This is a genomic window from Arthrobacter sp. BB-1 (assembly GCF_006151685.1).
In the GTDB taxonomy this organism is placed as follows: domain Bacteria; phylum Actinomycetota; class Actinomycetes; order Actinomycetales; family Micrococcaceae; genus Arthrobacter.
In genome coordinates this window covers 292,838-315,215 of the sequence record NZ_VDEV01000012.1, presented here as the reverse complement: position 1 = coordinate 315,215, position 22,378 = coordinate 292,838, and the positions used below count along the sequence as shown (strand labels likewise).

General features: G+C 66.9%; 22 protein-coding genes. 5 read left to right on the top strand and 17 right to left on the bottom strand.

Going from position 1 to position 22,378, the window contains the following annotated elements; all coding sequences use genetic code 11:
• The first annotated feature begins 47 nt into the window (after positions 1 to 47).
• The gene (locus tag FHJ30_RS07615) at positions 48 to 1,091 is read left to right on the top strand and encodes an aminoglycoside phosphotransferase family protein (protein WP_139028696.1); all 1,044 of its coding nucleotides are present in this window, start codon (positions 48 to 50) and stop codon (positions 1,089 to 1,091) included.
• Positions 1,092 to 1,158: 67 nt separating this feature from the next.
• Here the strand turns inward: FHJ30_RS07615 and FHJ30_RS07610 are convergent, their stop codons facing one another.
• Together FHJ30_RS07610 and FHJ30_RS07605 are read right to left on the bottom strand one after the other, a co-directional pair.
• The gene (locus FHJ30_RS07610) at positions 1,159 to 1,962 is read right to left on the bottom strand and encodes a TSUP family transporter (protein ID WP_139028695.1); all 804 of its coding nucleotides are present in this window, start codon (positions 1,960 to 1,962) and stop codon (positions 1,159 to 1,161) included.
• Positions 1,963 to 1,968: 6 nt separating this feature from the next.
• The gene (locus FHJ30_RS07605) at positions 1,969 to 3,780 is read right to left on the bottom strand and encodes a proline--tRNA ligase (protein ID WP_139028694.1); all 1,812 of its coding nucleotides are present in this window, start codon (positions 3,778 to 3,780) and stop codon (positions 1,969 to 1,971) included.
• Positions 3,781 to 4,283: 503 nt separating this feature from the next.
• Between FHJ30_RS07605 and FHJ30_RS07600 the strand changes: the two genes are divergently transcribed.
• From FHJ30_RS07600 to FHJ30_RS07590, 3 genes are read left to right on the top strand one after another with little or no spacing between them, the layout of a single operon-like run.
• Positions 4,284 to 5,135: an ABC transporter ATP-binding protein gene (locus FHJ30_RS07600; protein WP_139028693.1), complete on the top strand. Its 852-nt coding sequence runs from the start codon at positions 4,284 to 4,286 to the stop codon at positions 5,133 to 5,135.
• A gap of 11 nt (positions 5,136 to 5,146) precedes the next feature.
• Positions 5,147 to 5,890, top strand: a complete 744-nt coding sequence (locus FHJ30_RS07595) for an ABC transporter permease (protein WP_139028795.1) — start codon at positions 5,147 to 5,149, stop codon at positions 5,888 to 5,890.
• Positions 5,887 to 6,558, top strand: coding sequence for a TetR family transcriptional regulator (locus FHJ30_RS07590; RefSeq protein ID WP_139028692.1), 672 nt, complete (start codon positions 5,887 to 5,889; stop codon positions 6,556 to 6,558). The genes FHJ30_RS07595 and FHJ30_RS07590 overlap by 4 nt, the downstream gene beginning before the upstream one ends.
• Here FHJ30_RS07590 and FHJ30_RS07585 read toward each other — a convergent pair.
• The 9 genes from FHJ30_RS07585 to FHJ30_RS07545 all read right to left on the bottom strand — a co-directional run bounded on the left by FHJ30_RS07585 (position 6,555) and on the right by FHJ30_RS07545 (position 14,404).
• Positions 6,555 to 7,445: a DUF4081 domain-containing GNAT family N-acetyltransferase gene (locus FHJ30_RS07585; RefSeq protein ID WP_139028794.1), complete on the bottom strand. Its 891-nt coding sequence runs from the start codon at positions 7,443 to 7,445 to the stop codon at positions 6,555 to 6,557. The genes FHJ30_RS07590 and FHJ30_RS07585 overlap by 4 nt on opposite strands.
• Positions 7,408 to 8,574, bottom strand: coding sequence for a flavodoxin-dependent (E)-4-hydroxy-3-methylbut-2-enyl-diphosphate synthase (gene ispG / locus FHJ30_RS07580; RefSeq protein ID WP_139028691.1), 1,167 nt, complete (start codon positions 8,572 to 8,574; stop codon positions 7,408 to 7,410). The genes FHJ30_RS07585 and ispG overlap by 38 nt, the downstream gene beginning before the upstream one ends.
• A 34-nt stretch (positions 8,575 to 8,608) precedes the next feature.
• Entirely contained in the window at positions 8,609 to 8,902 is a 294-nt protein-coding gene (locus tag FHJ30_RS07575) for a YciI family protein (RefSeq protein ID WP_139028690.1), read from the bottom strand.
• A 77-nt stretch (positions 8,903 to 8,979) separates the two neighbouring features.
• The gene (locus FHJ30_RS07570; RefSeq protein WP_139028689.1) at positions 8,980 to 9,495 is read right to left on the bottom strand and encodes a hypothetical protein; all 516 of its coding nucleotides are present in this window, start codon (positions 9,493 to 9,495) and stop codon (positions 8,980 to 8,982) included.
• Entirely contained in the window at positions 9,492 to 10,181 is a 690-nt protein-coding gene (locus tag FHJ30_RS07565) for a MarR family transcriptional regulator (RefSeq protein WP_139028688.1), read from the bottom strand. Before FHJ30_RS07565 ends, FHJ30_RS07570 begins: the two co-directional genes overlap by 4 nt.
• 68 nt (positions 10,182 to 10,249) lie before the next feature.
• A complete protein-coding gene (locus FHJ30_RS07560; RefSeq protein WP_139028687.1) occupies positions 10,250 to 10,948 on the bottom strand; it encodes a hypothetical protein in 699 nt (232 codons plus the stop codon).
• Positions 10,949 to 11,005: 57 nt separating this feature from the next.
• Positions 11,006 to 12,337: an RIP metalloprotease gene (locus FHJ30_RS07555; protein ID WP_139028686.1), complete on the bottom strand. Its 1,332-nt coding sequence runs from the start codon at positions 12,335 to 12,337 to the stop codon at positions 11,006 to 11,008.
• 17 nt (positions 12,338 to 12,354) lie between these two features.
• Complete coding sequence (gene dxr, locus FHJ30_RS07550) at positions 12,355 to 13,539, bottom strand: 1-deoxy-D-xylulose-5-phosphate reductoisomerase (protein ID WP_139028685.1); 1,185 nt, start codon at positions 13,537 to 13,539, stop codon at positions 12,355 to 12,357.
• A 121-nt stretch (positions 13,540 to 13,660) separates the two neighbouring features.
• Positions 13,661 to 14,404, bottom strand: a complete 744-nt coding sequence (locus tag FHJ30_RS07545; RefSeq protein WP_139028684.1) for a TSUP family transporter — start codon at positions 14,402 to 14,404, stop codon at positions 13,661 to 13,663.
• A 50-nt stretch (positions 14,405 to 14,454) separates the two neighbouring features.
• On the opposite strand from FHJ30_RS07545, the gene FHJ30_RS07540 reads away from it, so the two are divergent.
• Positions 14,455 to 15,924 (top strand): lipase maturation factor family protein, encoded by a 1,470-nt coding sequence (locus tag FHJ30_RS07540; RefSeq protein WP_139028683.1) that lies wholly within the window; start codon positions 14,455 to 14,457, stop codon positions 15,922 to 15,924.
• Between the two features lie 33 nt (positions 15,925 to 15,957).
• Here the strand turns inward: FHJ30_RS07540 and FHJ30_RS07535 are convergent, their stop codons facing one another.
• The 6 genes from FHJ30_RS07535 to FHJ30_RS07510 are packed head-to-tail and all read right to left on the bottom strand — an operon-like array spanning position 15,958 to position 22,377.
• Positions 15,958 to 16,797 (bottom strand): CoA ester lyase, encoded by an 840-nt coding sequence (locus FHJ30_RS07535; RefSeq protein ID WP_139028682.1) that lies wholly within the window; start codon positions 16,795 to 16,797, stop codon positions 15,958 to 15,960.
• Positions 16,794 to 17,336 carry a MaoC family dehydratase gene (locus tag FHJ30_RS07530; protein ID WP_139028681.1) on the bottom strand — a complete coding sequence of 181 codons (543 nt, stop codon included), beginning with the start codon at positions 17,334 to 17,336 and terminating at the stop codon, positions 16,794 to 16,796. Before FHJ30_RS07530 ends, FHJ30_RS07535 begins: the two co-directional genes overlap by 4 nt.
• Positions 17,333 to 18,100, bottom strand: a complete 768-nt coding sequence (locus tag FHJ30_RS07525; protein WP_139028680.1) for a CoA transferase subunit B — start codon at positions 18,098 to 18,100, stop codon at positions 17,333 to 17,335. Before FHJ30_RS07525 ends, FHJ30_RS07530 begins: the two co-directional genes overlap by 4 nt.
• A 2-nt stretch (positions 18,101 to 18,102) precedes the next feature.
• On the bottom strand, positions 18,103 to 18,912 hold the full coding sequence (locus FHJ30_RS07520; protein WP_139028679.1) for a CoA transferase subunit A: 810 nt from the start codon (positions 18,910 to 18,912) through the stop codon (positions 18,103 to 18,105).
• 49 nt (positions 18,913 to 18,961) lie between these two features.
• The gene (locus tag FHJ30_RS07515; protein WP_139028678.1) at positions 18,962 to 20,137 is read right to left on the bottom strand and encodes an acyl-CoA dehydrogenase family protein; all 1,176 of its coding nucleotides are present in this window, start codon (positions 20,135 to 20,137) and stop codon (positions 18,962 to 18,964) included.
• Between the two features lie 2 nt (positions 20,138 to 20,139).
• The gene (locus FHJ30_RS07510) at positions 20,140 to 22,377 is read right to left on the bottom strand and encodes a biotin carboxylase N-terminal domain-containing protein (RefSeq protein WP_139028677.1); all 2,238 of its coding nucleotides are present in this window, start codon (positions 22,375 to 22,377) and stop codon (positions 20,140 to 20,142) included.
• Position 22,378 lies beyond the last annotated feature (1 nt).

The following is a 22,378-nucleotide window of genomic DNA, read 5'->3' as shown; positions in this document are numbered from 1 at the left end:
CCCACCCTCTTCCAGGAGGGCAGGGCCGTGCCCGTAGGCTGGACGTGATGAGCCAAGCACCGGAACTTCCCATCCCTCCGGACCTCACGGCGCGCTACCGCGGCACCGCTGAAGGCCGGACCTGGCTGGCTTCCTTGCCCGGCATCGCCGAAAGCCTCCTGGCCCGGTGGCGGCTTGTCTCCGGCCTTCGTCCCGGCGTCGTGCCCTGGAACGGCCACGGCGCGGTGGTCATTCCGGTGGTCCGGGAGGACGGTTCCCCCGCTGCCTTGAAGATCGCCTTCCCCCACGACGAAGCGAGGGTGGAGCGGCACGCGCTGGAACTGTGGAACGGGAAGGGCGCGGTTGCGCTGGCAGCCTCGGATGCTGCCACGTGTTCCATGCTCCTCGAAAGGCTCGACGCCGGGCGCCCGCTCAGCAACGCGCCGATGGCTGACGCCATGGTGGTGTGGGGCGGACTGGTCAAACAGCTGGGTATCCTTCCCGATGACCGGCCACAGTGGCGGGAATTCGAGCACATCGCCGCGCGTGCCGAGCAGTGGAGCGATGACCTGCCGGCGGACTGGGACCTGCTGGGACGCCCTTTTCCACGCTGGCTGCTGGAGGCGGCCCTTGAAGTCTGCCAGACCCGCGGCGCAGTGGGCCGCCGCTCGGCCCGGGACGTCCTGGTCCATACAGACCTGCACTACCTGAATATCCTGGCCAGGCCGGGCTCCAGTGGAACCGACGGAAAGCCAACGCCGGACGGGTTCGCGGCCATTGACCCCCAGCCCATGATCGGCGAGCCGGAGTTCGGCGTGGCACCGCTGTTATGGAACCGCCTGCAGGACCTGCCGCTGAACCAGCCCGAATCCGGCCTGCGTGACCGCTGCGCGGACTTCAGCTCCGCCGCCGGCCTGGATCCCGAAGTTGCCCGGCAATGGGCCGTGGCCAGGGAAGTGGCCAATGCGCTGTGGTACGCAGGGAAGCCCGGCCACCGCGGCGACCTGGCGAGATCACTGTGGGTAGCCAGCACCCTTGCCGGGCGAACCCTGGAAGGACTGCCGCCAGCCCGCGCCCTGCCGGAGCCCGGCGCAGCGGTGGGTGCCGGCTGACTCCGGCTCTGCCATGTGGCGTAACCGCATGCGACGCCGCGCCGTCCCGCGGCCACGCGGCTCCCCGCTACCCCTGTTGGGCGAAGTTTTCCTGCCAGACGTCGTGGCCAAGCTTGATGATGAGGGCGGACACGACCAGGAGGAAGACCACGCGGACAAAACGGCTCCCCTGCTTCACGGCTGTCCTGGCTCCCAGGTATCCGCCGGCCATATTGGCCGCCCCCAGCAGCAGGCCCAGGCCCCACAGGAGGGAGCCGTGGGGCAGGAAGAACAGCAGTGCGCCCGCGTTGGTGGCCATGTTGACGATCTTGGCTTTGGCGCTGGCTTCGATGAAGGCGTAGCCCATCGCCGAGACCAGGGCGATGACCAGGAACGAGCCTGTCCCCGGGCCAATGAGGCCGTCGTAAAAACCAATGACGGCCCCGATCAGGCAGGCAACCACGTAGTGCGTGCGGCCATCGTGACGCAACGCGGTGACGCCGCCAACGTCCGGCTTCAGTGCCGTGAAAAGCGCGACGGCGACCAGCGCCGTGACGATGATTGGCTTGAAGACAGTGGCGGGCAGGGTAGCTGCCAGGACGGCGCCGCCGAAGCTTCCCGCCAAGGCGATCACGGCCATGGGCAGCGCCGTCCTGAGGTCCGGACCCACCCGCCGGTAGTAGGTGGCAGCACTGGTGGCGGTGCCAAAGATGGACCCCATCTTGTTCGTCGCCAGGGCTTGGACGGGGGTGATCCCCGGGACCAGCAGCAGGGCCGGGAGCTGGATCAGCCCGCCCCCGCCCACCACTGCATCAACCCACCCGGCGGCGAAACCGGCCAGCACAATCAAGAGGAGCGTTGTCAGCCCGAGGGATTCGAGTCCGGACTCCACTGCCGGTCAGCTGGTGCGGACAGCGTTGACTACGTAGTCAACTGCCTTGTCCACCGCCACGTTTTCCGCGTCACCGCTACGGCGGTCCTTGATCTCGACCACACCGTCCACCAGGCCGCGGCCAACAGCCAGGATGGTGGGAACGCCTACAAGTTCAGCGTCACCGAACTTGACCCCGGGCGAAACCTTCGGCCGGTCGTCGAGCAGGACATCCAGGCCCGCTGCCTCAAGGTCGGCTGCCAGCCGCTCGGCGGTGGCAAAGATCTCCTCGCCCTTGCCCACGGCCACCACGTGGACGTCTGCGGGCGCAACAGCGCGCGGCCACACCAGGCCCCTGGCATCGTGGTTCGACTCAGCCAGCGCCGCCACAGCCCTGGTGACACCCACGCCGTAGGAGCCCATGGTTACGGTGACCTGCTTGCCGTTCTGGTCCAGGACCTTCAGCTCCAGGGCCTCCGCATACTTGCGGCCAAGCTGGAAGATGTGCCCCATCTCGATGCCCCGGGCGGTCTCCAGCGGGCCGGAGCCGTCCGGGGCGGGATCGCCTTCGCGGACCTCGGTGCACTCAATGACGCCGTCCCACGTGAAGTCCCGGCCTGCCACCAGGCCGAAGACATGCTTGCCGGCCTCGTTTGCGCCGGTGATCCACGCTGTGCCGCGGACCACCCGGGGATCCACCAGGTACAGGAGCTTCGTGGTGCTTTCGGCTCCCAGCAGGGGCTCGTCCAGCGACAGCCCCGGGCCAAGGTAGCCCTTCACGATGAGCGGCTGCTTCTTGAGGTCGTCGTCGTTGGCCGTTTCCAGGCCGATCTCGCCGCCGATGGGGAGGAAGGACCCGATGTTCGCTTCGACGCGCTTCAGGTCCACGGCGCGATCGCCAGGTACCCCGATGACCACCAGCTGGCGCTCCCCGGTGGGCAGGGTGACCGCGAGCACCACGTTCTTCAGCGTGTCGGCGGCAGTCCAGGCGCCGCCGTCGGCATCGCTGCGCGGGGCAAGGACATTGGACGCTGCCACCAGGGTGTCGATAGTGGGGGTGTCCGGGGTGTCGAGCACCTCGGCTGCCGGAGCGCCGGTGAAGTCGATCTCAGCCGGGGCCACGGTGGTCACGGCTTCAACGTTGGCTGCATAGCCGCCCGCCGAGCGGACGAAGGTGTCCTCGCCGATGTCGGTGGGGTGCAGGAACTCTTCGCTCTTGGAGCCGCCCATGGCGCCGGCCGTCGCGGTGACCGGGATGACCTCCAGCCCTAGGCGCTCGAAGATGCGCAGGTACGCCCCGCGGTGGGCGGCGTAGCTGGCGTCCAGGCCGGCGTCGTCCACGTCGAACGAGTAGGAGTCCTTCATGATGAATTCGCGGCCGCGCAGGAGGCCCGCGCGGGGGCGCGCCTCATCACGGTACTTGTTCTGGATCTGGTAGAGGCTCAGCGGCAGGTCCTTGTACGAGGAATACAGGTCCTTGACCAGCAGCGTGAACATTTCCTCGTGCGTGGGGGCCAGCAGGTAATCGGCCCCCTTGCGGTCCTGGAGCCGGAACAGGCCCTCGCCATACTCTGTCCAGCGGTTGGTGGCTTCATAGGGCTCCCGCGGCAGGAGCGCCGGGAAGTGGACCTCCTGCGCTCCGATGTTGGCCATCTCCTCCCGGATGACGGCTTCCACTTTGCGCAGGACGCTCAGTCCCAGCGGCAGCCACGTGTAGATGCCGGGGGCCGCACGGCGGATGTAGCCTGCGCGGACCAGGAGCCGGTGACTGGCCACCTCGGCGTCGACGGGATCTTCGCGGAGCGTGCGCAGGAATAGCTGGGACAGTCTTGTAACCACGGGTGGATATCCGTTTCTGGGGAAGTGCTGGAGAGCAGGGCCGGGATTTCGTCTGGTACTAATCTACCGGCTGGCAGGACCACTCCCGGCTGTCACGCCCACTCCCCGCTGACGCATGTCTGCCACCGGGCGCCCGGGGGCAGGCACTGCGTCCTGCCAACAGGCACTGCCCTCCCGCCAACAGGCCCGGGAAACAGTTGAGCCACGCCCGGACATGCAAAGCCCCTGGCCCCCCATGAGGCTGGTCATCGCATCCGGGCGTGGCTCGACGCCGTTATCGCCTAAGTACTGGTGAGGACTGGTGAGACCGCCCACGCCACTCCAGCGCAGCTAGATCGAACCTATGTGATGACAGCCACGTTTACAAGTGTTTCCCATTTCTTGCTGTGGACCCGTTCCTGCTGTTGACCGGCCCCTCCCGGCGTCCTAGCTTTAATTCATCAGGTGATGAATTACGGTGCCAGCAGGTGCCGGCAGCCTGCTCCTGGCAATGGAGGGCGATCATGTCCCATGCGGCAGCACTAACCGGACTCCAGGGCGGCGCGGCCGGAGACGCCATTGCCGCCGCCGGCCTGCATGTGGTGCGCGGTAAAGTTTCCGTTCTTCGCTCACTGGACTTCACCATTCCGGCCGGCAGGATCACGGGACTGCTGGGACCGTCCGGCAGCGGAAAAACGACCCTCATGAGGGCGATCGTCGGGGTGCAGCGGCTGGCCTCCGGAACGGTGCAGGTCCTGGGCCTGCCCGCCGGGAGCGCTGCCCTGCGGCACCAGGTGGGCTATGTGACCCAATCACCGAGCCTGTACCCGGACCTCACGGTGGAAGCGAACGTCCGCTACTTCGGAGCCATGCACCGGAAAAGGAAGGCCGAGGCAGCGGAGGCGATTGCCGCCGTCGGGCTTGAACGCCAGGCCCGGCAAAAGACGGCCGACCTGTCCGGCGGCGAACTCAGCCGCGCCTCCCTCGCCTGCGCGCTGGTGGCGCATCCCCCGCTCCTGGTGCTGGACGAACCCACCGTAGGCCTGGACCCGGTCCTGCGGGCGGACCTGTGGAGCCGGTTCCAGTCCATGGCCGAGGCCGGAACCACCCTCCTGGTCTCCAGCCACGTGATGGAGGAAGCCAGCCGGTGTGACGGCCTGCTGCTCCTGCGCGGGGGAAGACTGCTCGCCCAGTTGACGCCCGGGGAACTCAGCCGGCGCGGACACAGCAGCGACCTCGAGAAGGCATTCCTCCACATCATCCAGGAAGCGGCGACGGCGGCGGACGATGCCACCACGGGGACGGAGACTCAAAGGTCCGGGAAGCCAACAGCCGGCACCGGGGAAACCAAGGCACGGCCAAGGAGCGTGCGGTGATGGACGTCCGAATGATGCTCGCCACGACGCACCGGGTGCTGGACCAGCTCCGGCACGACCACCGAAGCATCGCCCTGATCCTGGTGGTGCCTGCGCTGCTGCTCACGGCGGTCTACTTCCTGTATGAAAACGAGACGCTGCCCCCGGGGGTCCCCCGCACCTTCGACAGGGTTGGCCTGATGATGCTGGCCATCTTCCCGTTCGTGGTGATGTTCCTGGTCACTTCCATCACCATGTTGCGTGAGCGCACCTCCGGAACGCTGGAACGGCTGCTCACCACGCCCGTGCACAAAGCCGACCTCCTTTTTGGCTATGGCCTCGCGTTTTCGATCATGGCCGCCCTGCAGTCGCTGGTGGCCACCGCCGTGGCCTACTGGATTTTCGATCTTGATATCCAGGGGTTCCCTGGCTACGTGGTCCTGATCGCCGTGATCAACGCGGTCCTGGGGGTGGCGCTGGGACTGCTGTGCTCAGCCTTCGCAAGGACGGAATTCCAGGCAGTGCAGTTCATGCCCGTCGTCGTGGTGCCCCAGCTCCTGCTGTGCGGACTGTTCGTGGCCCGCGACCGCATGAATGACGTCCTTGAGGCAATCTCCAACGTCCTTCCCCTGACGTTCTCCGTGGACGCTCTGCAGGAGATAGCCGCCAACACGGAAGCCACGGAACAGCTGTGGCAGGACGCCGGGATCATGGTGGCGATTGTTGTGGGAGTCCTGGTGCTGGCCTCACTCACCCTGCGCAGGCAGAGCGAGTGAGCGCAGCGGACGGACAGCCACCGGCTGTACGCCGGGGACGCCGGGGCGGGACAAACGCGTCGCGCGGCCACATCCTGGACGCGGCCCGGCGGCTGTTCGCCGAGCACGGCTTCGAGGGGACCAGCCTGCGGCAGGTGGCCCGGTCGGCAGGCGTGGACCCGGCCATGATCCACCATTTCTTCAACGGCAAGGACGAACTCTTCGCCCTCAGCGTGGAGCTTCCGGCCAACCCCGAGGAGGTCTTGGCCGGCGTGGAGGATGCTCCCCCCGGGGAGCGGGCCGAACTCATCGTCCGGGCCGTGCTGCGCCTGTGGGAGAGCCCTGCCCAGCCAGGCCTGGTGGCGTTCCTGCGCGGGACTATAGGCTCAAAGCCGAAGACCGCCCTCCTGCGGGAGACCGTCACCCGCGCCATCATCAGCCGGATCATGGTGGGGGTGCCCGGGACAAAGGAGGACGTGGCGCTCCGCGGCGACCTGGTGGCGACCCAAATGGTGGGACTGATGATGGTCCGCTACGTGGTCCGGCTGGAACCGCTGGCGTCCGCCGCCCCGGAGGATGTGGTGCGGCTGGTGGCGCCCAATGTGCAGCGCTACCTCACGGGAGACCTGGGCGGCTGGAAGCGGGAGCAAGGCCGGAAGCGAGAGCCCGGCGGGGATGGGCAGTCCTAGAAAAGAACGGTGGCGAAGGTCCCCACCTGCTGGAAGCCGACCCGCTCGTAAGTGGCCCGTGCGCGGGTGTTGAAGCCGTTGACGTAGAGGCTGGTGGTGGGCGCCACCTTTTGCGCCTGCTCCACCACCGCCGCCATGTATCCGGAGCTCAGCCCCTTGCCGCGGTAGAGGGGGTTCATCCAGACACCCTGGATCTGCGTGACGTCAGAGGTGACGGCACCGAGTTCGGCCTTGAACACCACCTCGCCGGCGTCGTTCAGGTGCACGAGGGAATGGCCCTGCCGAATCAGGCTTTCCACCCGGCGGCTGTAGAACTCCCGCCCGCCCAGGAAAGGGGAATATCCCACTTCTTCCTCGAACATCGCGGCGCACGCCGGCAGGATGCGGTCAAAATCAGCTAGGTTTCCGAGACCCAGCCCGGGGTTCGGCTCAACGGACGGGGGCCCGCCGATAGTCATCAAAGGCTGGTCCGGGCGCACCTCGTGGGCCCGGTGCCCCAGCTCAACCAACTCGGCATGAAGGGCCAGCACGGAATGGGCGGGGCCGAAGGCGGAGGCGTAGCGGCGTCCCGACGCACTGGCCGCCGCAGCCACCACGCCGGCCAGGGCCGGGTCCAGCTGGACGGGGACCAGGTTGGCCCCTGCCCAGCACGCACCTGCCAGGACGCCGTCGTCGAACACGCCCAGGACCCCCGCGCCGCCGCTGGTGGCCGCGGCGGAACCCGCAGTACGCAGGTGCGCCAGGATGAACACGTTGGTCACCGGATCACGCTGCGCCAGGACCCTCAGCGCCGCAGTGTCCTCCCGCTCCAGGGCGCGCACGGAAATCCCCGGCGGGTCGGGGACATCCTTACGAGACGCTAACCACGGGGCTACCCTTGACAGCATCTTCGCCATCGGTTTCCCCCATCTCTTCCGCGATACGCATGGCCTCTTCGATCAGTGTCTCAACAATCTGGCTTTCGGGGACAGTCTTGATGACCTCGCCCTTCACAAAGATCTGGCCCTTGCCGTTGCCGGAGGCAACGCCAAGATCTGCTTCGCGGGCCTCGCCCGGGCCGTTGACCACGCAGCCCATGACCGCCACGCGCAGCGGGATCTCCATTCCTTCCAGCCCGGCTGTGACCTGCTCGGCCAGCGTGTAGACATCCACCTGGGCGCGGCCGCAGGAGGGGCAGGAGACGATTTCCAGCTTGCGGGGACGCAGGTTGAGGGACTGCAGGATCTGGTTGCCTACCTTGATTTCCTCCACCGGCGGGGCGGAGAGGGATACCCGGATGGTGTCGCCGATGCCCCTGGACAGGAGCGCGCCAAAGGCGGTGGCGGACTTGATGGTGCCCTGGAAGGCCGGTCCGGCCTCGGTGACCCCAAGGTGGAGGGGCCAGTCGCCTTTTTCTGCCAGCATCTCGTACGCCGCCACCATGATGACGGGGTCGTTGTGCTTCACGGAAATCTTGAAGTCGTGGAAGCCGTGCTCCTCGAACAGGGAGGCCTCCCAGACGGCAGACTCCACGAGTGCCTCCGGGGTGGCCTTTCCGTACTTCTTCAGGATTCCGGGCTCCAGGGAGCCGGCGTTCACGCCGATGCGGATGGACGTCCCGTGATCGCGGGCGGCCGCTGCGATCTCCTTGACCTGGTCGTCGAACTTGCGGATGTTGCCGGGGTTGACCCGCACCGCCGCGCAGCCGGCCTCGATGGCCGCGAAGACGTACTTTGGCTGGAAGTGGATGTCCGCGATCACGGGAATCTGGGACTTCCGGGCAATGATGGGCAGCGCCTCCGCGTCGTCAGCGGACGGGCAGGCCACGCGGACGATGTCGCAGCCCGAGGCCGTCAGTTCGGCGATCTGCTGGAGGGTGGCGTTGATGTCCGTGGTGGGCGTGGTGGTCATGGACTGCACGCTGATGGGCGAATCCGAACCGACTCCGACGGAGCCAACTTTGATCTGCCGCGTCTTGCGGCGTGGGGCAAGGACGGGTGGCGGTGCTGAGGGCATTCCCAGGCTGACCGAGGTCACGAGGACTCCTAGAGATTCGAAAAGTGGAGGCGGCTTATGCGGCGAGGCCGGCCAGCATGCCGGTAACTGGTGACCATTCGGTGATGCGGGTTCCGGCGATGACTCCCGCTGCTGCGAACGGATCCTGCTTCAGGATCGAGTTGAGGGAGGCTTCATCAGCGGCCTTGAAAATCAGCAGCGCCCCGGCACCGTCACCGTACGGCCCGCTGGCCAGGATGGCGCCGTCCTGGGCCAGGCCCGCGGTCCATTCACGGTGCGCCGGCCGGACGGCATTGCGTTCTTCAGTGGATTCGGCGGCATAAACGTACTCAACGGCAAAAACTGTCATACCGCTACCCTATCGCCCCGCCTGCCTTCGCACGCATCCGGCCGGCAGCCTGCCATGGATCCGCCGCCCCTTTTTCATCACGCCAGGAAGGTGACCTTGACGGCCGCGGCCGTTCCCGCGGCCCACAGCATGGACGTCAGCGTTCCGATGATGAACCGTTCGGCGGCCACGGGGGTTTCCTTCAGCTCCGCGAACCTGCCCAGGCCCTTGATGGCCACGATGTAGGCGATGGCCACCGGCTGGCCGGTGAGAATGGCAAGGCATACTCCCAGCCGCTCAAGGATTCCGATGATGGCACCACCACGGAGGATCCGCTGGGTGGGAGCCGCGGGCTCGGAGCCAGGACTGCCCGACGGCGGCGTGCTGGCCCGGGCGGTCAGCTCATCGTCCACACTCTGGGCCCCGGGTGGAGTCGGGGGGTCGACGGTCACGTCCGCGGACGGATCATCGGCTGCCCTTCCGGCTTCTTCGGCCGCCTTGGCGGCGTCTGCCTTGTCATCAATGGTCTTGGCGAGCCGGAACACCAGTGCTGTCACAGGCCAGCCGGCGAATCCTGCCACGAGCAGCGCAACCGTGATCCAGAGTGCGTTCACTGGTTTCCTTCTGTCGGGGTGCGGGCAATCAGGGACTGCGCGTGGTCAAGTAGCATGGCTGCTGCGGGCCTCGCCGCCCATTCTTCCTGCCATCCGGACCTCAGCACGGCACGGCTCACCGACTGCTCGGTGATTCCCAGTTCCTGGGCCACCTGCTTCTGGCTGCCGTGCCTTCCGTCCCCCTGCGCACGCAGATGGTCCACCACCCGCCACTGGGCCTCCGTGCGCTGCTGCACCAGGCGCCCGATCAGCCGGAGCACCGCCTGGGCGTTTGAGCAGGCCGTGATGCCTTCCTGTGCTGCATTCTTCTGTTGCGGGGACCGGATGTCCTTGCCACGGACCATGGTGCCGGGTACCACTGACAACGGGACCTGGCCTGCTGCGCCCTTGGCCAGTTCCACCGCCCTGCGCGCCGCCACGAAGCCGCTTCCGGACCCTTCGCGGGGACTGGCACCCGGAGCGAGCTGGACGCCGCCAATGCCGATCCCCACGTACCAGTACCCGCTGCGCAGTGCATGCAAGGCGATGTCCACCACGTCCGCAGCGTGTTCCACGACGCCCTGGAGTTCGTCACCCACTGAACGTTCGAACGGAACCGGTGTCAGGTTCCGCAGCGCGGCGATCAGGTCCGGGACGCGGTCCACGTCCGAGGTGCTGCCCCGCTGGTCAATGGTGAGAACGTACATGTTCCCACCCTAGGCAGCTGATCCCGCCAAATCAACCATCAATGGCTGATTAGTAAATATCAGCCGCATTAGGCTGATAGACGCCGATCACCCTGGACAGCATCAGGACCTGCCACCTGACGGGTGCCGCCCAGCGCGAACCATCCTCCGGCCACCGCCATCGCCACGGCTCCTGCGGCCTGGGTAGGCAAGCTGCTCCCCGTGGTGGCCTGGCCCAGGACAACGCCGAGGGCGTAGAACAGCACAGCCCCGGCAACCCAGAGCGCCGCGGCCGGACGGGGCAACCGTTGGGAACGCCACGCTGCGATGCCCAGTAATACCGTTCCCACAAACGCGAGCACGAGGCCCAGCAGGAAAGTCCCGGTCATGGAGCCAGGAAATTCCAGCTGCATCACCTGCTGGTTCCCTGCAAGATAAGCCCTTCCAACAGCGGGTGTGACAAAGGTGGAAATTACTGCCGGCACCAGCAGCAGGGCGGTGCCCAGGGCAGCAGTGACCATCGCTCCCAGCGCCAGCCGTCCCGCCCGGCTGTTGGCCAGGCAGCAGCCCAGGGCGAAGATCCCGAAGATTGCCACGACGGTGCCCAGCGTGCTGCCCACGAGGTGGCCGGTCTGGTAGGAGTCGGAGCTGACAAACCGGGCCCAGGCGGCCGGGTCCTTGTCCTGGTCCGGCTGGGGCTCCAGGCTGGACCACGCGGTGACCAGCCACGCCGCCGGCAATGCCCAAAGTCCCGCCCGGATCCAGTGTCCGATGTTCCGGGAGTTCATGTGTTCATCCTTTCTCGAGGTGGCTGCAGGGCCCGCCTCTCGATGGAGTCACAGGCGTCAGCCGAAGAGGTTCACCGGCTTCACGATGTCGGCATAGATGAGGAGCGCGCTCATGCCCATGAGCAAGGCGGCCACTACGTAGGTCGCCGGCAGCAGCTTCGCAATGTCGAAGGCTCCCGGGTCAGGTTTGCCGAGCAGCCTGGCCACCCGGCGCCGCGCGCCCTCATACAGGGCGCCGGCAACATGTCCACCGTCCAGGGGCAGCAGCGGGACCAGGTTGAACACCGCCAACGCGAAGTTCAGCCCTGCCAGGAGGCCGATCAGTGCTGCCAGGCGGGACTGGACGGGGATTTCTTCCATGGCGGCCACTTCACCGGCCACCCTTCCCACGCCCACCACGCTGATGGGGCCGTTGGGGTCGCGGGGCTCCTCGCTGAAGGCAGCCTTCGCCACGCCCACAACGCGTGCGGGCAGGTTGAAGACCACCCCTGCCACCTGGCGGATGTTCTCCCCCGCCATCGGAAGAACGGACGACGCCGGCTGGGCCACCAGCTCAGTCCGGGAACCGATGCCCAGGAAGCCGACGTCCTGGTAACGAAGGTTGCCGGCGTCGTCCTTTTCCTGGCGTCCGTCCGCCCCAATAACGGGACGGGCCGACAGCACCGGAGTCACGTTGGTGGACACCCGGGCGCCGTCCCGCTCCACGGTGATGGTTACCTCGCGCCCCGCGGAGGCCCGGATCCATTCCGTCAGCTGGTCCCAGCTGTCCACGGCCTTTCCGTCAAAGGCGATGACCCTGTCACTGGGCTTGAGTCCTGCCGCGGCGGCGGGCGTGAGCCGGCAGTCCGCGGAGTCCGGGTCCACGGTCTCCCCTGCCGCCACCTGGCACTTGGAGACGTCGGAGATGGTGGTGGTGGCCGTGGCGACGCCAAAGCCCATCAGCAGGACGGCGGTGAGGAGCACGCCGAGCACCATGTTCATGGCAGGCCCGCCCAGCATCACGATGATCTTCTTCCAGACAGGCAGCCGGTAGAAAACCCGGTGCTCGTCGCCGGGACCCACTTCCTCATGGGCCACGGACCGGGCTTCAGTGGCCAGTGTCTGGAACATGCCCGTGCTGGAGGGGCGGACCGAGCCGTCTTCCTTGTTGGGCGGGTACATGCCAATCATGGACACGTAGCCGCCCAGCGGAATGGCCTTGACGCCGTACTCTGTTTCGCCTTTCCGCCGGGACCAGAGCGTGGGGCCGAAGCCGATCATGTACTTGGTGACGCGGACCTTGAAGAGCTTGGCCGGCACCAGGTGGCCCACTTCGTGGAGCGCGATGGAGGCAGCGATGCCGATCGCCACAAAGACGACGCCGAGGACAAAGAGGAGAACGGGGGTCATTGTCGTGCTGCTGCTTCCTAGAGACTGCTGACTGCTAAACGTTCGTGGGCGCGGGAGCGTGCCCAGTCCTCAGCATCCAGCACTGACTCCACTGTGAGCCCGGAGGAGCCTGAATGTTCGCTGAGGACGGACTCGATGGTGTCCACGATGTCTGTAAACCTGATGCGCCCGGCGTGGAAGGCTGTCACCGCTTCCTCGTTGGCTGCGTTGAACACGGCGGGGAACGTGCTGCCCTGCTTCGCGGCGTCCTTGGCGAGTCCGACGGCGGGAAAGGCCTCCGTGTCCAGCGGCTCGAACGTCCACGTGGCGGCTTTTGTCCAGTCGCAGGCTGCGGCCGCTTTGGGCACCCGGTCCGGCCAGCCCAGCCCCAGGGCGATGGGCAGGCGCATGTCCGGCGGAGAGGCTTGGGCAATGATGGACCCGTCGATGAACTGCACCATTGAGTGGACCACGGACTGCGGATGCACCACGACGTCGATCCGGTCCAGGGGAACATCGAACAGCAGGTGCGCCTCGATGACCTCCAGGCCCTTGTTGACGAGGGTCGCCGAGTTGGTGGTGACCATGACGCCCATGTCCCAGGTGGGATGGGCCAAAGCCTCCTGCGGGGTCACGCCGTGCAGCAGGTCCCTGCTCCTGCCACGGAACGGGCCGCCGGAGGCGGTGAGGATCAGTTTTTCCACCTCCGCGACAGACCCGGAACGCAAGCACTGGGCGATCGCCGAATGTTCGGAATCCACGGGCACGATCTGGCCTTCGCGGGCAGCGGCCTTCACCAGTGAGCCGCCCACAATAAGGGACTCTTTATTGGCAAGCGCCAGCATGGCGCCGGATTTGAGCGCCGCCAAGGTGGGCGCCAGGCCGATGGAACCGGTGATTCCGTTAAGGACCACGTCGGCCTCTACACCGGCAATACGGGTGGACGCGTCCGGGCCGGCAATGATTTCCGGCCGGTAACCCTGCTTGCCGGCCGCTGCTGCGGCTTCGGCCACCAAGGAGGCCAGCTGTCCGGGGTCGCCGCCGGCGATGCCAATGACAGGGGCCCCCGTGTGCACCGCCTGGCGCGCCAGGAGTTCCAGGTTGCCTCCCCCGGCACTGAGGGCCACCACTTCGAAAAGGTGCGGGGCGCCGTCGACGACGTCAATCGCCTGGGTGCCGATGGAACCGGTGGATCCGAGGAGGACGATTCTGCGTGGCTGCATTGCTTAAGTATCCCGCACCACGCTGCCGGACAACCGCTCGCGGACACCCTCTGCCGCAAGAAGGGCAGGATGAGCGGGGCTGGACACGCAGCGCAGGCACGGTCACGGCTGGCGGCACCGCTTAGGCTGCTCCCAGTTCCACCAGGCCCTTGGCCAGGGTGGACACAGCTCCCAGGTAGGCGATGGCCGTGACGATGCGCCGGGCGGAGGACGGACGCACCCGGCCGGAGAGCAGGTCGCCGGCAACGATTCCGGTGACCATTGCCGCCAGGATCGCCAGCCACTGCCAGCCTTCCAGGGCGGGAATGTGACCGCCGGACAGCACATATTTGCTGGCCAGGGACGTAAAACCGGTGGTGATGAAGTACGACTGAAGTGTGGCGCTGAAGCTCTTCTGCTCCCAGCGGGTGGCAATGGCATAGGCCGTGATGGCAGGCCCGCCAACTCCGGCGGCGGCGTTCATCAGGCCGCTGGAAAACCCCAGGGACATCATGGGTACCGGGCCGCTGGCACGCCATGAACTCCTGGTCAGCCGCTGGGATGCGAGCAGGGCGGCGATGAGCAGGAGGCCGATGCAGATTTCCAGCGGGGCTTCGGGCACGTTGCTGGCCAGCCAGGCTCCGGGCAGGACGCCCGCCAGGGCGGCGAGCGCCAGGCCGAAGTACTTCTTCCAGGCCACGTGCCGCCAGACCCGGGAAAGGATGAGGAGGGACGATGACGCCCCGCAGAGGTTGATGATCATGACGCCGTCGAAGGGGCCAAGGAGCACCACCAGCACCGGGGACACGAGCAGCCCAAACCCCAGGCCGGCAATCCGCTGGGCCAGGGCGCCTGCAACAACGGCGATCAGCACCAGCACAAACATCCCTCGATCCTAGTGGCAGGTCCGTTGGGAGCGGGCGTAACGTGGACTGCGTGGACTGGCTCTCCTGGTTTGATGCGCCGGAATACGAGTTCGCCCGGCAGGTGCTGCAGCGAGGCGTGGCAGCACTGTATTTCGTTGCGTTCCTGTCCTCGCTGAACCAGTTCCCGGGTTTGTTGGGTGAGCGCGGCCTGCTTCCGGTTCCCGAGTACCTTTCCGGCTTCAGCCGCCTGCGCCGGCCCTCCCTGTTCCGTTGGCGGTACTCTGACCAGCTGCTGCGGTGGGTCTGTGCCGTCGGGCTGCTGGTATCGGCGCTGCTCGTGGCCGGCATCCCGCAGCAGGGCCCGCCGTGGGTTCCCCTGGTCGCGTTCCTTGTTCTGTGGCTGCTGTACATGTCCATCGTGAACGTGGGCCAGACGTTCTACGGTTTCGGCTGGGAGATGCTGCTCCTGGAGGCCGGGTTCACGGTGGCCTTCCTGGGCTCGGACCAGACAGACCCGCCGCGCACCATCCTGATCCTGGTTGTGTGGCTGGTGTTCCGGCTGGAGTTCGGTGCCGGCATGATCAAGATCCGCGGCGGCCGGGAATGGCGCGACCTGACTGCCCTCTATTACCACCACGAGACGCAGCCCATGCCGGGGCCGCTAAGCCGGCAGGCGCATCTGCTGCCCAAGCCCCTGCATAAGGTGGAAGTGGTGGGCAACCACTTCGCCCAGCTGGTGGTGCCGTTCTTCCTGTTTGCTCCACAGCCTGTTGCCAGCGTCGCGGCAGCTATTGTCATCGCCACCCAGCTCTGGCTGGTGGCCACGGGCAACTTCGCGTGGCTGAACTGGATTGCCATCGTGCTGGCGTTTGCCGCGGTCAGTGACCCCGTGGCCCACGCCGTCCTGCCGGCCATTCCGCTGGACTGGCACGGCGCGCCTGGCGTGGACCGGGAAACGCCGCTGTGGTGGCTGGCCATCACCCTGGCCGCCACGCTGCTGCTGGTGGTGCTCAGTTATTGGCCGCTGCGCAACCTCTTCTCCCGCCGGCAGCTGATGAATGCCAGCTTCAACCGGTGGCAGCTGGTCAACACCTACGGCGCATTCGGCACGGTCACCAAGCAGCGGATTGAAATCGTTGTTGAAGGTACCCTCGACGAGGACCCGGACGACTCCTCCGAGTGGCGCGAGTACGGCTTCAAGGGCAAGCCTGGCGACGTCCGCAGGCTCCCGCGGCAGTGGGCGCCCTACCACCTCCGCCTGGACTGGCTGATGTGGTTCCTGCCGCTGCGGACTGTCCACGAGGAGTGGTTCTACGCCTTCCTCGGCAAGCTCCTGGAGGCGGACCGGCAGACGTTGCGGCTCCTCCGCCATGACCCGTTCGACGGCGCCGCGCCGCGTTGGGTGCGCGTGCGCAGCTACCATTACCGGTTCGCAAGCCGCAAGGAGTTCCGGGAGACCGGGGACCGATGGGTGCGGCGGCTGCTGTACGAGCCGATCCCGCCGCTGTCTTTGCGGCGCTCGCCGGGCCGGCTGGGCTGAGGCTCGCCCGGGCGGCTGTGATGAAACGGTCAGCTAACCCAGGGCCTGGGCGCGGCGGATGATTTCCTGCGCGTGCTTGATGATTGGACCGTCGATCATCTTTCCCTGGTACTGGAACACTCCCGAGCCTGCTGACGCCGCAGCCTCAAGCAGGGCTTCAGCCGCGGCCACTTCTGGACCGGATGGTGCGTAGGCAGCACGGACCACGGCCGCCTGGCTGGGATGGATGCAGGCTTTTGAGCTGAAACCGGAAGCCACGGCGTCGGCAGCTTCCGCTGCGAGGCCGGCCAGGTCCGGGATGTTGGTATAGACGGCGTCCACAGCTTCCTTGCCGTGGGCACGCGCGGCGAGCAGCACCGACGAACGGGCGTGGAGGGCCACGGCCCGGTAGCCGCCGTCGTCCTTCCTGCTGGAGGTCCCGCCGAGCGTTGCCAGCAGGTCCTCGGCTCCCCACATCAGTGCCACGACGTTAGGGGCGGCGGCAATGGCGGGGGCATTGAGCACCCCCAGTGCTGTTTCGCACAGCGCGATCACCTGGTAGCCCTCAAGTGCCTCAAGCTGCTGGGCGGTTTCTGTCTTGGCCAGCATGACAGTGTGGTACGGCGTGTGCTTCAGGCAGTGCAGGTCCTTCTCGAATTCCTCGGTTCCTGCCGGGTTCATCCTGATGATGGTCCTGCTGGGCTCCAGCTCCGGCACGTCGCCCGTTGCGCCCACCTGGGCAAGGATGGCGCCCCGGGCGCGCTGTTTGTCCGCCGGCGCCACGGCGTCCTCAAGGTCCAGGATGACGGCGTCGGCACGGTCGGCGGCCTTCTGGTAGCGCTCCGGCCGGTCGGCAGGGCAGAACAGCAGGGCGGAACCCATCACAAAAGTCATACCGGCATTGTCTCCTGTCCGTCGGCTTGTCCACCGCGGAGGTGCGCCTGGTGGGCTTCCCGCGTCCACATCAGGCAGCTCCGCGTGGCCAGTGCCACCACCGTGCCGTCCTGGTTCCGGCCTGTGTGCTCCATGGTCACGATCCCCTGCCCCGGCCGCGATCCGGACAGCCTCTTGCCGCTGATCACGGTCTCGGTGTACAGGGTGTCGCCGTGGTACAGCGGATGCGGGAATGAGACGTCGGCCAGGCCCAGCTGGGCAATGATGGTGCCCTGGGTCAGCTGGGAAACGGACTGGCCCACCATGGTGGCCAGGGTGAACATCGAGTTCATGAGCCGCTGGCCGAACGGCTGGCCGGCACTCCAGGCGGCATCCAGGTGCAGCGCCTGTGTGTTCATGGTGAGCGTGGTGAACAGGACATTGTCCGTTTCCGTCACCGTGCGCCCGGGGCGGTGGGCGTAGGTAACCCCCTCCTCCAGTTCGTCGAAATAGAGCCCGCGCTGCTCAATGACGCGCGGCTCGCCCTGGGCGCCCGTCATACGGTCAGTTCCCGGTCCTCTTCGAAAAGATCCGCGCCGGTGGCGGCTGCCACGTCCTCCACGGAGACGTTGGGCGCCAGTTCCCGCAGTACCAGCCGGGAACCGGACTCGTCCGCGACGACGTCGATAACCGCCAGGTCCGTGATGATGCGGTCCACGCAGCCTTTGCCCGTCAGGGGCAGGGAGCACTGCTGGACAATCTTCGGGTTGCCGTTGCGGTCCACGTGCTCCATCATCACGATCACCTTCTTGGCGCCGAACACCAGGTCCATGGCGCCGCCCATGCCCTTGACCATCTTGCCCGGGATCATCCAGTTCGCCAGGTCGCCGTTGGCGGCAACTTCCATGGCACCCAGGACTGCCACGTCCACGTGGCCCCCGCGGATCATCCCGAAGGATGACGCGGAGTCGAAGAAGGCGGCGCCCTTGTTGACCGTGACGGTTTCCTTGCCGGCATTGATGAGGTCCGGGTCAACGGCGTCCTCCGCAGGATAAGGTCCGACGCCGAGGATTCCGTTTTCGGAGTGGAGCACCACTTCCACGCCGTCGGGGATGTAGTTGGGGATCAGCGTGGGCATGCCGATCCCCAGGTTGACGTACTGCCCGTTGCTGAGTTCCCTGGCCACCCGGGCGGCGAGTTCGTTCCGGGTCCAGCCTTTGGTGCCGGCGGCGTCGCCAGTCATGTCGTGCTGTTGGGCGGCCGCCCGGCGGTATTCTGGGCGGACGCCTTCGGGCCGTGGAGCGTAGGGGCTGTTGGGATCCATGGCTATGCTCCTGCCTGCCGGTGGGTGCCGGCCTCGTTCCCGGATGTTCCACTGCCTGGCCGGGGAAGGGCAACGGTGCGTTTTTCAATGCGCTTTTCCGCGTTGGCGGCCAGCACCACCCGCTGGACGAAGATTCCTGGAGTATGGATGTGTTCCGGGTCCAGTTCGCCCGGCTCCACCAGTTCCTCCACCTCGGCGATGGTGATCTTTCCTGCCATGGCGCAGAGCGGGTTGAAGTTCATTGCCGTGGCGTGGAACACCAGGTTTCCGTGGCGGTCGCCCTTCCAGGCGTGCACCAGCCCGAAGTCCGGCGTCAACGATTCCTCCAGCACGTAGTCGACCCCGGCGAAGGAGCGGACCTCCTTTGGTGCCGATGCGATCGCAATCCCGCCCTCGGCGTCGTACTTCTGCGGCAGTCCGCCCTCGGACACCTGCGTGCCAACGCCCGCCTTGGTGTAGAAAGCCGGGATGCCGGCGCCGCCGGCGCGCAGTTTCTCGGCCAGGGTGCCCTGCGGGGTGAGCACCACCTCGAGTTCGCCGGCCAGGTACTGCCGCGCGAACTCCTTGTTCCCCCCTACGTAGGAGCTGATGGTGCGGCGGATGCGGCCGTCCCGGAGCAGGATGCCCAGGCCCCAGTCGTCCACACCGCAGTTGTTGCTGACGGTTTCCAGCTCCGCTGTTCCGGCCCGGTGCAGCGCGTCGATCAGGGTGACCGGGATGCCGCAGAGACCGAACCCGCCCACCGCCAGGGAGGCGCCGTCCGGTATGTCCGCGACAGCTTCGTCAGCGCTGGCAACAACCTTGTCAATCATCAGTGATCCTCTCAGGCCGGCTAACTCCGAAGTTACTACAGACCCGTTGCTACAGGCCCAGCTCGCGGGCGATCAGCATCAGCTGGACCTCCGTGGTGCCCTCCCCCACTTCAAGGATCTTGGAGTCGCGGTAGTGGCGTGCCACGGTGAACTCGTTGATGAAGCCATAGCCGCCGAATACCTGGGTGGCATCCCGCGCGTTGTCCATGGCTGCCTCGCCTGCGACCATCTTAGCGATGGCCGCCTGCGTCTTGAACGGCTTGCCGGCAAGCATGCGGAACGCCGCATCATAGTAGGCCAGGCGGGCGGTATGGGCCCGGGCTTCCATGCGCGCAATCTTGAACGAAATGGCCTGGTACTTCCCGATGTTCTGCCCGAAAGCGCTGCGTTCCCTGGCGTACTTGACCGACAGGTCCACGCAACCCTGGGCTGCACCGGTGGCCAGTGCCGCGATGGCGATGCGGCCCTCGTCCAGAATGGACAGGAAGTTGGCGTAGCCGCGCCCCTCCACCCCCAGCAGGTTGGCCTCCGGGACGCGGACATCCTTCAGGGTCAGCGGATGGGTGTCCGAGGCGTTCCAGCCCACCTTGTTGTAGGGCTTCTCCGCCTTGAAACCCGGGGTATCGGTGGGCACCAGGATGGTGGAGATTTCCTTTTGCAGTGTGCCGTCACCGCGGTCCTTTTGGCCAGTGACGGCGGTGACGGTGACAAGGCGCGTGATGTCCGTTCCGGAGTTGGTGATGAACTCCTTGTTCCCGTTGATCACCCACTCTGTCCTGTCGCCGGCAGTCTCCCGCCGGGCGTGGGTCTTGGTGCCGCCCGCGTCTGATCCTGCCTCAGGTTCGGTGAGGCCGAAGCCTGCGAGCGCCTGTCCCGACGCCAGCATGGGCAGCCACTCCTGCTTCTGCGCGTCCGTACCAAACCGGTAGATGGGCATGGCGCCCAGGGAAACCCCCGCTTCAAGGGTGATGGCCACGGACTGGTCCACCCGGCCCAACTGCTCCAGGGCGAGGGCCAGGGCGAAGTAGTCGCCGTCCATTCCGCCGAACTCCTCGGGGAAGGGCAGGCCGAACAGCCCCATCTCCCCCATCTGCTTCACCACCTCGTAGGGGAAGCTGTGCTCCTCGTCGTGCTTCGCGGAAACGGGTGCCACCACGGTGTCCGCGAAGTCCCGGACGGTGTCGCTGAGGTCCTGGTATTCCTCGCTGAGTTCAAACCCTGCCATGTCTAGGCTCCTTCGCCGTTGGGATCGTTAGGGGTGTTTGTATCTACCAGGGGATGGACCGTGGCCAGGACCTGGTCCGCCTTCACCAGGTCTCCGGGACGGATGCTCAGGTGTACCGTCCCCTCCAGGGGAGCCAGGAGCTGGTGCTCCATCTTCATGGCCTCCACCGAAACCAGCACCTGGCCGGTCTTCACCGTGTCCCCGTCGCTGACCGGGACGGACACCACGGTTCCCGGCATGGGTGAGCGCACCGCCGGATCGGCAGCGCCCTCCTCCCGCTGTATCGCCGCAAGGACCCGCTCAAGCCGCGCTTCGCGGGTCAGGACTTCCAGCCGGCAGGACCAGCCTTCATGGCCGAAGAAGAGCTCCGACGGAGCGCCGGGCAGCGGGTTGGTCCACGTGGGGCCCGCCGCTCCGGTGTAGACCGGGGCCAGCGAGTACTCCCTGGCCTCGCCGTCGAGCTCCAGCCGGAAGCTGCTCCGTGATACGAGGGACAGTGAGACGCGGCGCAGGGGCCCGCCGTCCACCTGGACGGATGCCTGGATCGGCTCAGAGGCCCGGGCCAGGCCCTCCGGCACCTCCATGCCGCTGACTGCCACGGTGGCCACGCCGCCGTCGGGCGTTCCGATGCTGATGCGCCGCGGCGCTGCCTGGCCCACCCGCCAACCGTCCTGCCGCTGCCAGGGGCCGGCCGGCGGGAGCGGTGTGTTTTGGCGTTCCAGCTCGGCCGCGTAGAGCGCGGCTGCCACGAATTCGAAGGCGCCTGCCCGGCGGAAAGCGAGTTCGGGCATCCTGCGCCCGATCAGGCCGGTGTCCAGCCGCCCGGCCCGGACGTCGCCGTCGTTAATCAGCAGGCGAAGGTACTCAACGTTCGTGTGCACGCCCAGGGCCGTGTATCCGGTGAGGGCCTCGTCCAGCGTATCCAGGGCGTCGGTCCGGTCCTTGCCCCAGGCGATGACCTTGGAGATCATCGGATCGTAACTGGACGAGAGCTCCAGTCCTTCGATCAGCGATGAGTCCACGCGGACCCTGCCCCGGGCGGCCACCACTTCGGTGCGCTCCAGCGCGCTGGGCCGCTGCCGCGGGCCGGGCAGCTCATGCAGCAGGAGCACCCTCCCTGTGGAGGGCAGGAAATTCCTTTCCGGCACCTCCGCGTAAACGCGCGCCTCCACGGCGTGGCCGTTAAGTTCGACGTCGGCCTGCCGGACGGTGAGTTCCGCGCCGGCGGCGATCCGCACCTGCCACTCGACGAGGTCGATACCGGTGACCATTTCGGTGACCGGGTGCTCCACCTGCAGCCTGGTATTCATCTCCATGAAGTAGAACTGCTCCGGTTCGTCGTCTGAGACGAGGAACTCGACGGTCCCGGCGCCGCTGTAATTGACGCTGCGGGCGGCATTGCAGGCGGCCTCGCCGATGCGGGCACGGAGGGCAGCACCGTCCGGGTGCGCTTCGAGCAAGGGCGACGGCGCCTCCTCGATGACCTTCTGGTGACGCCGCTGCAGCGAGCATTCACGCTCGCCCAAGTGGATGACGTTGCCGTGGGTGTCCGCCAGCACCTGCACCTCGATGTGCCGCGGAGTGGATACCAGGCGTTCCAGGAACAAGGTGTCGTCGCCGAAGGCGCTGGCGGCCACGCGCCGGGCGGTGGCCAATGCCGCAGGCAGATCCTCCGGGCGTTCCACCACGTGCATGCCCTTGCCGCCGCCGCCCGCGGAGGGCTTGATCAGCAGCGGAAACCCTACGGCGTCGGCTGCCTGTACCAGCTGCCCATCCGTCATGCCGGGCTCCGCCACGCCTGGCACCACGGGGACGCCGTAGCCCGCCACGTGGTTCTTGGAGCGGATCTTGTCCCCCATCATGTCCAGCGCTTCAACGCCGGGGCCGATGAAGGCGATGCCGGCCTGGTCCAGGGCGCGGGCGAAGTCGGCGTTCTCGCTCAGGAAGCCGTAGCCCGGATGCACAGCTTCCGCTCCGGCCGTGCGGCAGGCCTCGATGATGGCTTCGATCTTCAGGTAGCTCTCCGTGGCCGCGGCGGGGCCGATCCGCACGGCAGCGTCAGCTTCGCGCACGTGGCGCGCACCGGCGTCGGCATCGCTGTAAACGGCCACCGACCGGATTCCCAGCGCGCGGAGGGTGCGGATCACGCGGCAGGCGATCTCACCGCGGTTGGCCACCAGGACAGTGCTGAACAGGGGCCTGTTTGCAGTGGAGATACCGGCGAAGGAAGGAGTAGTCATG

Coding starts and splice junctions, on each gene's coding strand:
- FHJ30_RS07615 (WP_139028696.1), top strand. CDS start 48: ATGAGCCAAGCACCGGAACTTCCCATCCCTCCGGACCTCACGGCGCGC.
- FHJ30_RS07600 (WP_139028693.1), top strand. CDS start 4,284: ATGTCCCATGCGGCAGCACTAACCGGACTCCAGGGCGGCGCGGCCGGA.
- FHJ30_RS07595 (WP_139028795.1), top strand. CDS start 5,147: ATGATGCTCGCCACGACGCACCGGGTGCTGGACCAGCTCCGGCACGAC.
- FHJ30_RS07585 (WP_139028794.1), bottom strand. CDS start 7,445: ATGCTGTCAAGGGTAGCCCCGTGGTTAGCGTCTCGTAAGGATGTCCCC.
- FHJ30_RS07575 (WP_139028690.1), bottom strand. CDS start 8,902: ATGACAGTTTTTGCCGTTGAGTACGTTTATGCCGCCGAATCCACTGAA.
- FHJ30_RS07565 (WP_139028688.1), bottom strand. CDS start 10,181: ATGTACGTTCTCACCATTGACCAGCGGGGCAGCACCTCGGACGTGGAC.
- FHJ30_RS07560 (WP_139028687.1), bottom strand. CDS start 10,948: ATGAACTCCCGGAACATCGGACACTGGATCCGGGCGGGACTTTGGGCA.
- FHJ30_RS07555 (WP_139028686.1), bottom strand. CDS start 12,337: ATGACCCCCGTTCTCCTCTTTGTCCTCGGCGTCGTCTTTGTGGCGATC.
- dxr (WP_139028685.1), bottom strand. CDS start 13,539: ATGCAGCCACGCAGAATCGTCCTCCTCGGATCCACCGGTTCCATCGGC.
- FHJ30_RS07545 (WP_139028684.1), bottom strand. CDS start 14,404: ATGTTTGTGCTGGTGCTGATCGCCGTTGTTGCAGGCGCCCTGGCCCAG.
- FHJ30_RS07535 (WP_139028682.1), bottom strand. CDS start 16,797: ATGACTTTTGTGATGGGTTCCGCCCTGCTGTTCTGCCCTGCCGACCGG.
- FHJ30_RS07530 (WP_139028681.1), bottom strand. CDS start 17,336: ATGACGGGCGCCCAGGGCGAGCCGCGCGTCATTGAGCAGCGCGGGCTC.
- FHJ30_RS07525 (WP_139028680.1), bottom strand. CDS start 18,100: ATGGATCCCAACAGCCCCTACGCTCCACGGCCCGAAGGCGTCCGCCCA.
- FHJ30_RS07520 (WP_139028679.1), bottom strand. CDS start 18,912: ATGATTGACAAGGTTGTTGCCAGCGCTGACGAAGCTGTCGCGGACATA.
- FHJ30_RS07515 (WP_139028678.1), bottom strand. CDS start 20,137: ATGGCAGGGTTTGAACTCAGCGAGGAATACCAGGACCTCAGCGACACC.
- FHJ30_RS07510 (WP_139028677.1), bottom strand. CDS start 22,377: ATGACTACTCCTTCCTTCGCCGGTATCTCCACTGCAAACAGGCCCCTG.